Source organism: Pseudomonas sp. R4-84 (assembly GCF_054130985.1).
Genome location: NZ_CP096390.1, coordinates 684,478 through 697,761 on the forward strand (window position 1 = coordinate 684,478; position 13,284 = coordinate 697,761).

Here is a 13,284-nt window from a genome sequence, read left to right on the forward strand (position 1 = left end):
ATGCGCAGGGCTTGGGGCTGGTGGTGGTTGTGCCTGATTCCTGCGCTGACGACAGCGCAGGAGGAGCCGTTGCGCCTGGCCTTCGACGGTCAACTGTTGCGGGTGAGCCAGACCCAGGTGCTGGATCGCCAGCCGTTGACCAATTCCTTGCATGCACCGTTGGGCAGTTTGTGGAAACTCTTCGTCTACGCCTGGCTGGTGGACACCGATGCTCGCGAGCCGGTTTACGAATGCCGCGGCGAATTGAAGGACGAGGTCTATTGCTGCAACGCTGGGCAGAGCATCGGCCGCGATCAGGCGCTGGTGAAGTCCTGTGGTTTGTATTTCGAACCCCAGCGACTCGGGATTTCCGCGCCGGGATGGCGTGATTATTGGCAGGCGCGCCAGGCGCCGAAATGGTTGTTGGACCTGCCGACCTTGCAGCCGCAAACCCAGGTGCCGGTGGCGGAACTGCTCAAGGCGCTGGCGATGCTACCGGCCCAGGAGCAGGCCCGTCGGGTATTGCTCGACGTGGTGCTCGGCGCGGCGGATGGTCGGTTGGTCGGCCAGTTGGGCGCTCGCCTGCGGGTCAAGACCTGGAGTTGGTTGGGCGACCAGGGGCCCTCGTCGCGCCAAGGCGGTTTCGCCGGTTGGCTGGCTGATGGCACCCCGGTGTGGGCCGGTGGCCGCGGCACCAGTCAGCAGGTCCTGAAGAAATTCGGCGATGGCTTGGCCACGGCGCTGCCGTCCCGCTGGCCTGTGGACACCGGACGCTGCGTGGAAGTCGACCTGTTTGCCCGTTACCCGTTGCAACGGGTGATGGCTGGCGAGCGACCCGCCACGCCGGGCCAGTTGCGCGGCGACTACCGCGTCGAGTTCACCAACGGTAACCAGCTGGACATCCACAGCGACGGCGAACTGTTCCTGCTGCCGGGCAAACTGGTGGCGCGACTGGACCGGGAGGAATACGTCGCCCGGGTCCTGCAACGCGAAGCCAAGGCCGAACCCGCCGAAGCGGCCAAAGCCCTGGCCGTGGCGATTCGCACCTACCTGCTGCAAAACGCCCAGCGCAACGGCGATTGCCTGAGCATCGACGACAGCAGCCATCGCCAGCGCGTCGCGCCACGTCCGGCGGCGCCTGAAACCCGGGCCATTGCCGCTTGGACCAGCGACCTGGTCCTGGCTGGCACCGACGTCACTTATCACTCCGATCAACCCGGCCCGGACAAACTATCCTGGGCCCAAGCCGTCGAACAAGCCCACGACGGCCAGCGTTACGACGCGATCCTGCTGCATGCCTATCCGCGCGCGAGCCTCAGCCGTTGGGACAATCCGGTGGCATCCTGCCAAGCATTGCCCGCCGCCCAGGAATGGTTGCTGAAGCAGCGTCGGGGCTGGCGTCAACGCTTGGAAAGCGAAGTGGGCTACAACGAAATCAGTTCCTTCGCGGTGTGCCGCGTCGCCTTCGGCCGGCCGTATGTGGACCGCGAGCGCCAGCGCATCTACGTGCGCGGCGTGCTGTCGCTGCAAGACCGCCTCGACCTGACCCATGAATATCTGCACCTGGCCTTTGAAGCTCACCCCAACGGCCAGGACGAAACCTATATCGAAGGGCTCGCCCGTCACCTCTTGCTGGAATAGACCATGACACTCCGTTATCCACAGGTCTTGCTGTTGCTTTGCGGCCTCGCTGCGTTGCCATCGGCCATGGCCGCCGACCCGATCAAGCTAGAAACCCCAGTCGGCGGCTGGCGCAGCGGCGCGCCGGGCGGCGAGGGCGAAAGCTTCAGCCAGACCGTCAACTACCCGGCCTCGTCCGTCAACACGCCCCAGGGCCAGACGAACACGGCGCGCATCAGCGGTCAGATCAAAGGCACGCCGAAGAGCAATGAGCCAGGCCAACTCATCGTCAACGGTGTGAGCCTGCCGTTGAAGGTTGATGAGGAAGGCCGCTTCGATCGGCCGTTCTCGTTCCCCAACGGCAGCAACAGCGTGGAAGTGCGCAGCGCCGATGGCCAGCAGCGCCACCGCACGCAATTCCTCAACACCAGCGGCGGCGCGACCCCGGCCAAGCTGCGGGTATTGCTGACCTGGGACAGCGATGGTACCGACCTGGACCTGCACCTGGTTACGCCCGACGGCGCCCACATCTGGTACGGCGACCGCGCCGTCGCCAACGGCGCCGCCCTCGACGTCGACGTCACCACCGGCTACGGCCCGGAAATCTTCGCCATGCCCGCGCCGATCAAAGGCCAATACCTGGTGTATGTGAACTACTACGGCGGCGGTTATCGCAGTGACGAGGATGAAGAAGGCGATGGCGAACAAGTCGAACAGGCCCTGACCACGGCGAAAGTCACCGTCATCACCGAAGAAGGCACGCCGAGCGAGAAGATGGAAACCTTCGTGGTGCCCATGCGGGCGGTGGGGGAGCTGACGTTGGTGAAGAGCTTCAGCTACCCATAAACCTGTGGGCTGTGATCCCTGTGGTGAGGGAGCGCTCAAACACCAAAATACCCGTGGGAGCGAGCCTGCTCGCGAAGACGAGGGCACATTCAACATCAATGCAAGCTGACCCAGCGCTTTCGCGAGCAGGCTCGCTCCCACCCAATCTGTGGTTTGGCCAGGCATGGGCACCGCCTGTCGCCTTTGCGGAATTGAGCCTGTCGCCTTCCTGTCGATTTCTTAGAGTCCGGAAATAACCAGAAATCGACGCGCCATTCGTGCAGGAGGCCTCCATGCATATCCACCACCTCAACTGCGGTTGCATGTGCCCGGTGGGCGGAAAGCTGTTCGACGGTTACAGCCGGGGGCTGACGGCGTGCCTGGTGTGTCATTGCCTGTTGATTGAAACCGACACCAACGGTCTGATACTGGTGGACACCGGTTTTGGCCAGCGCGATGTGCAGACGCCCGAGCGTCTGAGTCGATTTTTCCGCGCGTTCAACAACATCAAGTTCGAGCATCGCCTCACTGCATTGGAGCAAGTGCGGCGCCTGGGCTTCGATGCCAACGACGTGCGGCACATTCTTGTTACCCATCTGGATTTCGACCACGCCGGCGGGCTGCAGGATTTTCCCCAGGCCCGGGTTCACGTCATGCGCGACGAAATGGCGGCGGCCCGCACCGCCGACACTTGGATCAGTCGACGCCGGTTCCAGGCGCGTCAGTGGCAGGGCGTCGATAACTGGGAGTTTTATGCCCCGGATGGCGACACCTGGTTCGGATTCGACTCGGTGCGCGCATTAATCGGCGCGGAAGAAGAGGACATTTTCCTGGTGCCGCTCCAAGGCCACACGGCCGGGCACGCGGGCATTGCCGTGCGCACGTCCGACGGCTGGTTGCTGCACGCCGGCGATGCCTATTTTTTTCACGATGAAGTCCATCAAGCCGAGCGTCGCTGTCCGCCGGGGCTGAAGTTTTATCAATACATGATGGACACCTATCGTTCGGCGCGGATGCGCAATCAGCAACGGCTGCGGGAGCTGGCACGGGTCCAGGATGGGCACGTGGAAATTTTCTGCAGTCACGATGCCAAGGAATGGGAGCGGGCCGTCCAGCAGCACCCAGTCCGTGTCGATTCCAATGCAATGCCGTCGGCCACCGGCAAACAATCTTCCTGACGCGATCCAAGTCAAAACGACTCTTCCCTTTGCCCACGTCTCGTGGGCTTTTTTTTGTTCACGATGCCGTTCGTCACCGTTTCCAGATGTTTCTTTCAACTTAGCCGAAGGGGCCAATTCTAAAAATCGTGTACCCCAACAACACCGTTAAAAGGAGAAGGCCATGCCTGCTTCTCATGATCTTTATCAGGATTTGAATTGCAGCAAAGAGGCGGTTCAACAACGTCGTCAGCAGGATCCGGAACTTGACCGCCTGGTCGATGAATACACGGATTTGGATAACCAAGTGCTAGCGGCCGAATCGATTTCGGCGGGCAATGTCGAGGGTGACGATATCCGTAAGCTCAAGGAACAGCGCCTGTCGATTAAAGACAAGATCGCGCAGCAACTGGCAAACACTCAATAAGCGAAGCGTAAGACATGCGAACTCGACTGCCTTGTTACTTATCAAGGTTGTTGCTGGTCGGCGGGATGCTGTTGCTCGGCGGTTGCGACATGGTGTTGTTCAATCCCAAGGGACAGGTCGGCGTTGATCAACGCAACTTGATCATTCTCTCGACGCTGTTGATGTTGCTGGTGGTGGTGCCGGTCATCGTCATGGCGTTCGTTTTTTCGGTGAAGTACCGCGCTTCCAACACAAAGGCGAAATACACGCCGGAGTGGGCGCATTCGCGAAAGATCGAAACGGTGGTCTGGGGTGTCCCGCTGATGATCATCATCATTCTGGGCGTGGTCACCTGGAAGTCCACCCATGCGCTGGACCCTTACCGGCCGCTGGATTCGGACGTGAAGCCGCTGGTGGTGCAGGTCATCGCGGCGGATTGGAAGTGGGTCTTCATCTATCCGGAACTGGGGATCGCTACGGTCAACGAGTTGGCGATGCCGCTGGACACACCGGTGAACTTTCGCGTGACGTCCGACGGTGCCATGACCTCGTTTTTCATACCGGCACTGGGCGGGCAGATCTACGCCATGGCCGGCATGCAGACCCAACTGCACCTGATTGCCAACGAGGCCGGGGAATACCGGGGCATCGCCGCCAACTACAACGGCCCGGGTTTTTCCGACATGCACTTCCGAACCCTGGCCACCGATGCGGCGGGCTTCGACAAGTGGGTCGCCGACGTCCGCGCAGGGCAAGGGCGGTTGGACAAGGACAGTTACGCCCGACTCGCCCGACCCACGGTCAAACACCCGGTGGAGCACTACGCCTCGGTCCAGCCGGACTTGTTCCAGAGCATCATCGATAAGTACGAAGGCATGAACCGATCCCGTGAGGTCGAGCATCGCATGGAGCACATGCAAGGCAGCATCGAATCACCCGTCGGGGCCCCGCAAGGGCAGTAACAAGATCCTGGAGTAGAACAGCATGTTTGGAAAACTCAACCTTGAGGCGATCCCGACGGATGAGCCCATCATCATGTGGACCCTCGCGGTGGTGGGGCTGGTCGCCTTGGCGGGCATCGGCGCCATCACCTACCGCCGTAAATGGACGTACCTGTGGAAAGAGTGGTTCACCTCGGTCGATCACAAGCGCATCGGCGTGATGTATATCGTCGTGGGCCTGGTGATGCTGCTGCGCGGGTTTTCCGACGCGATCATGATGCGCACGCAGCAGGCGATGGCGTCCGACGGTTCGCCCGGTTACTTGCCACCGGAACACTACGACCAGATCTTCACCGCCCATGGCGTGATCATGATTTTCTTCATGGCGATGCCGTTGGTGGTGGGGTTGATGAACATCGTCGTGCCCTTACAGATCGGTGCCCGGGACGTGGCGTTCCCGTTCCTCAACGCGTTGAGTTTCTGGCTATTCGTGGCCGGCGCGATGCTGGTGAACATTTCCCTGGCGGTCGGTGAGTTCGCCCGCACCGGTTGGGTCGCTTATCCGCCGTTGTCGGGGCTTTCCTACAGCCCCGGGGTCGGGGTGGACTATTACATCTGGTCATTACAGATATCCGGGGTCGGAACGTTGCTCACCGGGGTGAATTTCTTCGTCACGATCCTGAAAATGCGTACACCGGGTATGACGCTTTTCCGCATGCCGGTGTTCACCTGGACGGTGCTGTGCACGGCGGTGCTGATTCTTGCATCGTTCCCGATTCTTACCGCGACGCTGTTCATGCTCAGCCTCGACCGCTACCTGGACATGCACTTTTTCACCAACGAGCTGGGCGGCAACCCGATGATGTACGTCAACCTCATCTGGGCCTGGGGCCACCCGGAGGTGTACATCCTGATCCTGCCGGCGTTCGGCATCTTTTCCGAGGTGGCGTCCACCTTCAGCCGCAAGCGCCTGTTCGGCTATCACTCGCTGGTGTGGGCGACAATCGTCATCACCATCCTGTCGTTCATCGTCTGGGTGCACCACTTCTTCACGATGGGCTCGGGGGCGAACGTCAACGCCTTCTTCGGCATCATGACCATGATCATCGCCGTGCCTACGGGAGTGAAGATTTTCACCTGGCTGTTCACCATGTACCGCGGGCGAGTTCGCTTTGAAACGCCGATGCTGTGGACGGTGGGCTTCATCGTCACGTTCAGCATCGGTGGCATGACCGGCGTGCTGCTGGCGGTGCCCGGGGCGGATTTCCTGCTGCACAACAGCCTGTTCCTGATCGCCCACTTCCATAACGTGATCATCGGTGGCGCCGTGTTTGGCTACCTGTGCGGCCTGACCTATTGGTTTCCCAAGGCATTCGGCTTCAAGCTCCATGACGGCCTTGGACGGGCGGCGTTCTGGTGCTGGATTGTCGGCTTCTACTTCGCCTTCATGCCGTCCTACTTCCTGGGCTTCATGGGCATGACGCGGCGTTTGAACCACTTTGATGTTCCGCAGTGGCGGCCCTGGCTGGAGCTGGAGTTGATCGGTGTCGGCATCATCCTGTGCGGCGTGGTCTGCCAGATCTTGCAGTTCTACTTCAGCATCCGCCACCGCCACCAGAACCGCGACCTGACGGGCGACCCATGGGACGGTCGCACGCTGGAGTGGTCCACGGCGTCACCGCCGCCGTTCTATAACTTCGCCCAGCAACCGGTGGTGGAGGGCATCGACGCCTATTGGGGCATTAAGGAGCGTGGGCAGAAAACTGCCATCGAAGCCGACTTCCAAGCTATCCACATGCCGCGAAACACCGCCATGGGGCTGGTCATCAGCCTGTTCAGCCTGATCATGTGCTTTGCCCTGGTGTGGCATATCTGGTGGCTGGCCATTGTCGGGTTGGTCGCGACCATCGGCGGCGTGATCTGGCGCAGCGCCGATGACGACATCGATTACTACGTGCCCGCCGAGGAGGTGGCGCGCATCGAAAATCAACGCATCAAGATGTTGGCGGAGGCTTGATCATGTCCAATCTGGTTCAACCCAACGCCACCGCGCCGGAATCCGAACACGGGCACTCGGACGCCAGCTCCATGACCCTGTTCGGGTTCTGGATCTACCTGATGACCGACTGCATCTTGTTCGCAACGCTGTTTGCGACCTATGCGGTACTGGGGCAAAGCGTCGCCGGTGGCCCTGGCGCCGCCGACATTTTCGAATTGCCCTACGTCCTTACGGAAACTTTCATCCTGCTGTTCAGCAGCATCACCTACGGTTTCGCCATGCTCGCGCTGAGCGCTGGCCAGAAGCAAAAGGTGCTGGCCTGGCTCGGCGTGACGTTCCTTCTCGGCCTTGCGTTTATCGGCATGGAAATCCATGAGTTCCAGAAACTCATCGCCGAAGGCTATGGCCCCAACCGCAGCGCCTTCCTCACGGGCTTCTTCACCCTGGTGGGCACTCACGGCCTGCACGTCGCCACCGGCCTGTTGTGGATGGCTGTCGTTATGTTCCAGGTTCAACGCAAAGGCCTGACCACCGTCAACGCGACCCGCATGGGCTGCCTGAGCCTGTTCTGGCACTTCCTCGACGTGGTGTGGATTTGTGTGTTTACCGTGGTCTATCTGTTTGGAGTGATGTAATGAGCAGTCATCAGAGCAGCGTCGATGCCAGCCATGGCAGCGCAAAATCCTACCTCACCGGGTTCGTGCTGTCGGTCATCCTCACCGTCATCCCCTTCGCCCTGGTGATGTATCCCACATTGCCCAAGCCCGTGACGGCCGGGATCGTGGCGATATTCGCGGTGATCCAGATCGTCGTCCACCTGGTGTATTTCCTGCACCTGAACTTCTCACCGCAGCAACGCTGGAACCTGACGGCGCTGGCGTTCTCAGCGGTGGTGATTGCGCTGCTGGTGGGGCTGTCGCTGTGGATCATGTACAGCGTGCATCACAATATGTTGGCGCATTGAATGTGCACCACAGCGCTTTTGTGGCGAGGGAGCAAGCTCCCTCGCCACAGGTAAGCGGTGTCTCAGGACAGGGTTATCTCAAGTCCACCAATACCGAACCAGATGAAAGAAGATCGGCGCGGCGAAGCACACCGAGTCCAAGCGGTCGAGCATGCCGCCGTGGCCTTCGATCATGTGGCCCCAATCCTTCACGCCCCTGTCGCGCTTGATGGCCGACATGACGATGCCGCCGGCAAACCCAAGCAGGTTGATCAGCAAAGCGATAAGGAATGACTGCCAGGGGTTGAACGGCGTGATCCACCACAGCGCGCCGCCGATCAGCGAGGCCAGGAAAATGCCGCCGACAAAACCTTCCACGGTCTTCGACGGCGACAGGTTCGGCGCGATCTTGTGCTTGCCGAACAACTTGCCGCAGACGTACTGCAACACATCCGAAAGCTGCACCACGATCACCAGGTAGGCGATCAGCAACAGGTTGCGCCCTTCAAAACCTGCAATGTCCAAGGTCAGCAGGGCGGGCACGAAGGAAATGCAGAACACCGCGATCATCAACCCCCACTGCACTTTCGACGCGCGTTCGAGAAAGTGCGTGCTGTCGCCGCCCAGCGACGCGAGGATCGGCAACAGCAGGAACACGTACACCGGAATGAAGATCGAGAACAGTCCGTACCAGTCGTAGTAGATCAGCAGGTATTGCAGCGGCAGTGCCAGGTAAAACGCCGCCACGAGGGCAGGATAGTCACTGCGCCGGGTCGGCGTCAGGGTCAGGAATTCGCGCAACGCATAGAACGACACGGCGTAGAACAGCAGGATCACCGCCGCGTTGCCGAGCCAGAACGCGATGCCGATCACCAGCACCATGATCCACCAGGCGTTGATCCGCGCGTTGAGGTTCTCGATGACCGAGTTCGGCGCGCCTTTGGTCCGCAGCTTGAGAATGAAACCGATCAACGAAGCCAGCAGCAGAATCGCGCCGATCCCGCCAAACAACATCAAGGTATATCGATCCATGTCAGACGTGCTCCGGGGCCAGTGCCAGCAGCGCGGCGCGGCTGCGTTCAAGAAATTGCTCTTTGCTCTCGCCTTCCTCGATGCACAGCGGCGCACCGAAACTGGTGGTGCACAACAGCGGCAGCGGCAGCACACGGCCCTTGGGCATGACGCGGTTGAGGTTGGCGATCCACACCGGGATTACCTCCACCTCCGGGTGGCTTTTCATCAAGTGGTAGATCCCGCTCTTGAACGGCAGCAGGCCTTCGTCCGGGTTGCGCGTGCCCTCGGGGAAGATGATCAACGAGTCGCCGTTTTCCAGCGCGTCGAGCATCGGCTGCAATGGATTGTAGGCAGGGTCCTTGCGCTCGCGATCCACCAGCACACCATTGAACACCCGGTTGATGATGTAGCGGCGCATCGGGCTGGTTTGCCAGTAATCGGCCCCGGCAACCGGGCGGGTGAGCTTGCGTAGCGCCGGTGGCAGCGAGGCCCAGAGCAACACGAAATCACCGTGGCTGCTGTGGTTGGCGAAATAGATCCGCTGTACCGGCGTCGGCGCGCAGCCGAGCCACAGGCTGCGAGCGCCGGTGACCATCCGCGCGGCGGAGGTGATGAGATTGGCGACCACGGGTTCGAACATGAGGATTCCTTGTCCTGAAAGCTTGAAGTTATGCGACATCTATCGCAGGCAAACAATGTGGCGAGGGAGCTTGCTCCCGCTGGGCTACGAAGTAGCCCTAACACTGAGGTCGCGGTTTATCAGGCAGATCATAGGGGAGGGCTTCGCCCTCCAGCGGGAGCAAGCTCCCTCGCCACAAAAGCCATTTATTTCCTGTTTAAGTTCCAAGGCCCGAATAAACCAGCCAGGGACTGGCCAGGACGAAGCTCACGGTCAACAAAGCTTGCGTAAACACCAGCCAGGCTTGGCGGCGAAGCAGGCGCATCGAGCCGTGGCTGCGCTCGGGCCACGACCGCCCGCCACGCTCGGCCGGTTGCAGGCCGAGATTGGCGAGGGCCTCGTCCAATGCTTGGGTGCGTTCGGTCAGTGGCTTGCCGGCATCCGCGACGATTTGAAACAGATCGGCATCAAAGGCCACGCGAAACGCCAGATATTTTTCCTGCATGCCGAGGACGAACACGCCGAAGCTCAGCAACAGCAGCCACGGATCGACGCTGCCCACCAGCCATTGGCCCAGGCCGATCAACGCTGCCAGCAGCGTCAGGCCAGTGGAAAGCTGATCCAGCGAATGACCCCGGCGCAACAAGCTCGCCACGGTGTGCAGTTCGATGTCACTGCTCATGACCATTCCCCGAACCCTGCGGATATTTGCCCCAACGCCTGGCGATGGGCCGGGTGCAGGACGACACGTGGGCGCACACGCTGGATCTGCGCAATGGCTGCGTCGACACTGGCAGCACGGCCAGTGCTTAGCAACCACGCCGCCACGGCGGTGGCGCTGCGCGAATAACCCAAGGCGCAGCAGACCAGCACCGGCCCGTGCTGGCGCAGGTGCTCGATTTTCTGCGCGGCCTCCAGGCATTGCTCGGTGGTCGGTGCGGTCAGGTCGAGCACAGGCAAGGTGCGATAAGCGATTGCCGTGCTGTCCATGGACAACTCGGCGCACAGGTCGAGCACCCCGTTGAACGGGCTGTCCTTCAGCGCTGTCGACGTAGGAATCCGCCCGAGCCAGACGTCATCCATGATCTGGTCAGGTTGCGGGTGCTTGCGCGTCCACAGGCGGGAATTGATCCACGCCGCCACCAGATAAGGCGCCAGCAACCAGCGCACCGCCGGGCTCAGCCGGCCGTCGTCACGTTTCTGGAACCCGCTCGCGCCGAACACCAGATAATTCAGTGCCACCATGAGCAGCGCCACCGCCGGCCATATCAGCCAGAGCCACGCGCCACCGAAGGCAAACGCCGGGATGAACATCGCCGCCGCGCCCAAGCCATAACGCATGGCCAAGCGTCGACGGGCTGGATCGGTCGCCAGGCGCGCACTCAACAGCGGACTTGGCCGGTCCAGCGGCCACAACCAGACACACAACCACCCGGCCAGCGCGCCGGTCGGCACGTCGACGAAATGGTGTTGGTAAGTGGTCAGCACCGACACGCCGATCAACGCGAACCAACCGTGCATCAGCCAACGCCAGACGCCTTGCAGGTGGCGCTCATAACAGACCCAGAGCACCACCAGCAGCGCGATGTGCAGCGACGGCGCCTGGTTGAACGGCTTATCGAAGCCGGCCAGTACGTCGAACATCCAGCCGAACACCCCGTCCATTTCCGGCCGAGGGAAGGTAAAAGTCAGCGGCCAGAGCAGGAAGCAGCTGACGGCAATTCCTTGGGCCGTGAGCAGGCGCAAGGCGTGGCGCTTGAGTTCGTCGCGGCTGTTGGGCAACAGCAGTGATAGGCCGTATAACAGGTCAATCGACCAGTACGGCACGATCGTCCAGGCCATGAACGGCATGTGGCTTTCCCAGCCGAACACCAGGCTGCCGACGTCGTCACGCTGGGCCGTGACCCAGGTGGCGAAGCCGTACGTGGTGAAGAACAGAGGCGCCAGCAACAGCAGCCACAGCACCGCCGGTTTCAGCAGCGCGGGTTCGCGGACCGGAGCGATGACGGCGCTCATTACTGGACCCGCTGCGCCAGCGACACGCTGAAAATGCCCCACTCATCGACACGCAGGGTGATCTTGCGAAAGCCCGCCGCCTCGACCAACTGATCCATTTCCGCCTGGGTGCGCCGACGCATCACCCAGGCCTGGCCGGCGCGGTGGCTGGTCAGGGCGCGGGCGATCAGTTCCAGTTGCGGGTGCCACGGCTGACCGGTGTAGACCAGGAAACCGCCGGGCTCCACCGCTTCGGCCAGGCCCGCGAGGGAGCCGCCGACCATCTGGTTATCGGCGAACAATTCGTACAGGCCGGACACCACGGCGAGGGTCGGCTTGGGCTCCAGCGCCGCCAGGTCCTGGCGGTCGAAGGCATCGCCCTTGACGAATCGGGCGATGTCGCCCAAGCCCTTCTCGACGATCAGCGCACTGCCGTCGCGCACGTTGATGTCGCTGTAGTCGCGCAGCAGGATCGACTCCGGCAACGGGCTGACGCCTTGCAGCGCTTCCAGAATGTAGCGGCCATGACCGGCGGCGATGTCGACGATGCGCACCTCGCGGTCCTGGGCGCGCAACTCGGCCATCGCCAGGCGCAGCAACTCCTCGACGTGCACCTTGCGCTGGCGAATACCGCGCCAGCCGATGGAGTTCAGGTAGTTCTGGTCGATCATCTTGCCCAGCGCCGACGTGCCGGTGGGGCGGTTGCGGTAGACGTAGTCCAGGGTGCTGCCGGAGTCGAAGCCGGTGTCGAAGCCCAGTTTCACGCCGGCAGACAGCTTGCTGCCAAAGCGCATGCTGGCGCGGGTCATGCGCCAGTAAAGATCACGCAGCGAGTTGTGCGGCAGCGGCGTCGCCAGGGTTTCGGCTTCGGCGCAGGTCACGCCGAGGCGATCGGCGTCCAGCAGGGAAGGGCGCTCCAGCGGGCGGGCAAAATTCTGCAGGATGAAACGACGGGCGCTGGCGATGGCTGGCGCACGGTTCTTCTCGCCCAGAGTGTCGTGGAAGAAGCCCGGCAGGATGTGCTTCTCCTTGTGCAGGCTGCCCAGGCGCTCGAAGAACTGCTCCTGGGGTTTGCGATGCACCACGAAGTCGGAACCGGAGATCAACAGCTGCGTCGGTACCTGGATCGCCTGGGCATCGGCTACAACCCGGTCGGCCGCTTCGTACAGGCCCAGCAGCACGTTCACCGAAATGGCCTTGGTGATCAACGGATCGCTGTCGTAGGACGCCACCCGCTCCGGGTCATGGCTGAGGAACTTGGCCTTGACGTAGCTGTTGACGAAGAAGTTGCCACGGAACTTGCGCATCAGCGCCAGGCCCGGACGGGCGAACGGTACGTAGAGCTTGACCTTGAAGGCTGGCGACGCCAGCACCAGCGAGCGAATGCGCGGCGCGTAGTCGTGGACCCAGGTAGACGCGATCACCGCGCCGACGCTTTGCGCGACCACGGCGATGTTCTGTTCGTCGATCTGGTGCGTGGCGCCGATGTGATCGCAAAAAGTCTGCACGTCACGGGCGCTGGTAGCAAAGCTAGGGCTGTCGCCGCGCTCGCCCGGCGACTGGCCGTGGCCACGTGCGTCCCAGGCGAAAAATTCGAACCCGGGCAGATCCAGCTCATCCACAAGGTGCGCGATGCGCCCCGAGTGTTCATGACCGCGGTGAAACAACAACACAGCCTGACGGGGTTCACCCGTCGTGGCCTCGACAGCCGGCCAGTGCCGGTAGAACAACTCCACGCCGTCGTGGGTGGTGAACGTCAGTTCCTGGGCTTCACGCATTGCAATTT

General features: G+C 61.8%; 13 protein-coding genes. 8 read left to right on the forward strand and 5 right to left on the reverse strand.

From position 1 onward, the window contains the following. From M1D68_RS03165 to cyoD, 8 genes are all read left to right on the forward strand, one after another. The gene (locus M1D68_RS03165; RefSeq protein WP_457969253.1) at positions 1-1,620 is read left to right on the forward strand and encodes a DUF2300 domain-containing protein; all 1,620 of its coding nucleotides are present in this window, start codon (positions 1-3) and stop codon (positions 1,618-1,620) included. 3 nt (positions 1,621-1,623) lie between these two features. Continuing rightward, positions 1,624-2,445, forward strand: a complete 822-nt coding sequence (locus M1D68_RS03170; protein WP_457969255.1) for a YfaP family protein — start codon at positions 1,624-1,626, stop codon at positions 2,443-2,445. A gap of 272 nt (positions 2,446-2,717) precedes the next feature. Then, complete coding sequence (locus M1D68_RS03175; protein WP_420767567.1) at positions 2,718-3,602, forward strand: MBL fold metallo-hydrolase; 885 nt, start codon at positions 2,718-2,720, stop codon at positions 3,600-3,602. A gap of 163 nt (positions 3,603-3,765) precedes the next feature. Next, on the forward strand, positions 3,766-4,008 hold the full coding sequence (locus tag M1D68_RS03180) for a YdcH family protein (RefSeq protein ID WP_457969257.1): 243 nt from the start codon (positions 3,766-3,768) through the stop codon (positions 4,006-4,008). A gap of 14 nt (positions 4,009-4,022) precedes the next feature. After that, on the forward strand, positions 4,023-4,949 hold the full coding sequence (gene cyoA / locus M1D68_RS03185) for a ubiquinol oxidase subunit II (RefSeq protein WP_457969259.1): 927 nt from the start codon (positions 4,023-4,025) through the stop codon (positions 4,947-4,949). A gap of 22 nt (positions 4,950-4,971) precedes the next feature. Then, positions 4,972-6,945: a cytochrome o ubiquinol oxidase subunit I gene (cyoB, locus tag M1D68_RS03190; protein ID WP_420767570.1), complete on the forward strand. Its 1,974-nt coding sequence runs from the start codon at positions 4,972-4,974 to the stop codon at positions 6,943-6,945. A gap of 2 nt (positions 6,946-6,947) precedes the next feature. Next, complete coding sequence (gene cyoC, locus M1D68_RS03195) at positions 6,948-7,562, forward strand: cytochrome o ubiquinol oxidase subunit III (protein WP_420767571.1); 615 nt, start codon at positions 6,948-6,950, stop codon at positions 7,560-7,562. Continuing rightward, positions 7,562-7,891 carry a cytochrome o ubiquinol oxidase subunit IV gene (gene cyoD / locus M1D68_RS03200; RefSeq protein ID WP_420767572.1) on the forward strand — a complete coding sequence of 110 codons (330 nt, stop codon included), beginning with the start codon at positions 7,562-7,564 and terminating at the stop codon, positions 7,889-7,891. Before cyoC ends, cyoD begins: the two co-directional genes overlap by 1 nt. A gap of 78 nt (positions 7,892-7,969) precedes the next feature. On the opposite strand, the gene M1D68_RS03205 is transcribed toward cyoD, so the two are convergent. From M1D68_RS03205 to M1D68_RS03225, 5 genes are all read right to left on the reverse strand, one after another. After that, entirely contained in the window at positions 7,970-8,902 is a 933-nt protein-coding gene (locus tag M1D68_RS03205; RefSeq protein ID WP_039594237.1) for a phosphatidate cytidylyltransferase, read from the reverse strand. Position 8,903: 1 nt separating this feature from the next. Further along, positions 8,904-9,524: a lysophospholipid acyltransferase family protein gene (locus M1D68_RS03210; RefSeq protein ID WP_434562094.1), complete on the reverse strand. Its 621-nt coding sequence runs from the start codon at positions 9,522-9,524 to the stop codon at positions 8,904-8,906. A gap of 196 nt (positions 9,525-9,720) precedes the next feature. Beyond that, positions 9,721-10,185: a hypothetical protein gene (locus M1D68_RS03215; RefSeq protein ID WP_434609311.1), complete on the reverse strand. Its 465-nt coding sequence runs from the start codon at positions 10,183-10,185 to the stop codon at positions 9,721-9,723. Next, positions 10,182-11,519 (reverse strand): phosphatase PAP2/dual specificity phosphatase family protein, encoded by a 1,338-nt coding sequence (locus M1D68_RS03220; RefSeq protein ID WP_457969261.1) that lies wholly within the window; start codon positions 11,517-11,519, stop codon positions 10,182-10,184. The genes M1D68_RS03215 and M1D68_RS03220 overlap by 4 nt, the downstream gene beginning before the upstream one ends. After that, entirely contained in the window at positions 11,519-13,276 is a 1,758-nt protein-coding gene (locus tag M1D68_RS03225) for a bifunctional alpha/beta hydrolase/class I SAM-dependent methyltransferase (RefSeq protein ID WP_457969263.1), read from the reverse strand. Before M1D68_RS03225 ends, M1D68_RS03220 begins: the two co-directional genes overlap by 1 nt. Positions 13,277-13,284 lie beyond the last annotated feature (8 nt).

Excerpts from the sequence above, each read along its gene's own strand:
- M1D68_RS03175 (WP_420767567.1), top strand. The coding sequence starts at position 2,718 with ATGCATATCCACCACCTCAACTGCGGTTGCATGTGCCCGGTGGGCGGA.
- M1D68_RS03215 (WP_434609311.1), bottom strand. The coding sequence starts at position 10,185 with ATGAGCAGTGACATCGAACTGCACACCGTGGCGAGCTTGTTGCGCCGG.
- M1D68_RS03180 (WP_457969257.1), top strand. The coding sequence starts at position 3,766 with ATGCCTGCTTCTCATGATCTTTATCAGGATTTGAATTGCAGCAAAGAG.
- cyoB (WP_420767570.1), top strand. The coding sequence starts at position 4,972 with ATGTTTGGAAAACTCAACCTTGAGGCGATCCCGACGGATGAGCCCATC.
- cyoC (WP_420767571.1), top strand. The coding sequence starts at position 6,948 with ATGTCCAATCTGGTTCAACCCAACGCCACCGCGCCGGAATCCGAACAC.
- M1D68_RS03225 (WP_457969263.1), bottom strand. The coding sequence starts at position 13,276 with ATGCGTGAAGCCCAGGAACTGACGTTCACCACCCACGACGGCGTGGAG.
- M1D68_RS03210 (WP_434562094.1), bottom strand. The coding sequence starts at position 9,524 with ATGTTCGAACCCGTGGTCGCCAATCTCATCACCTCCGCCGCGCGGATG.
- cyoD (WP_420767572.1), top strand. The coding sequence starts at position 7,562 with ATGAGCAGTCATCAGAGCAGCGTCGATGCCAGCCATGGCAGCGCAAAA.
- M1D68_RS03165 (WP_457969253.1), top strand. The coding sequence starts at position 1 with ATGCGCAGGGCTTGGGGCTGGTGGTGGTTGTGCCTGATTCCTGCGCTG.
- M1D68_RS03205 (WP_039594237.1), bottom strand. The coding sequence starts at position 8,902 with ATGGATCGATATACCTTGATGTTGTTTGGCGGGATCGGCGCGATTCTG.
- M1D68_RS03220 (WP_457969261.1), bottom strand. The coding sequence starts at position 11,519 with ATGAGCGCCGTCATCGCTCCGGTCCGCGAACCCGCGCTGCTGAAACCG.
- cyoA (WP_457969259.1), top strand. The coding sequence starts at position 4,023 with ATGCGAACTCGACTGCCTTGTTACTTATCAAGGTTGTTGCTGGTCGGC.
- M1D68_RS03170 (WP_457969255.1), top strand. The coding sequence starts at position 1,624 with ATGACACTCCGTTATCCACAGGTCTTGCTGTTGCTTTGCGGCCTCGCT.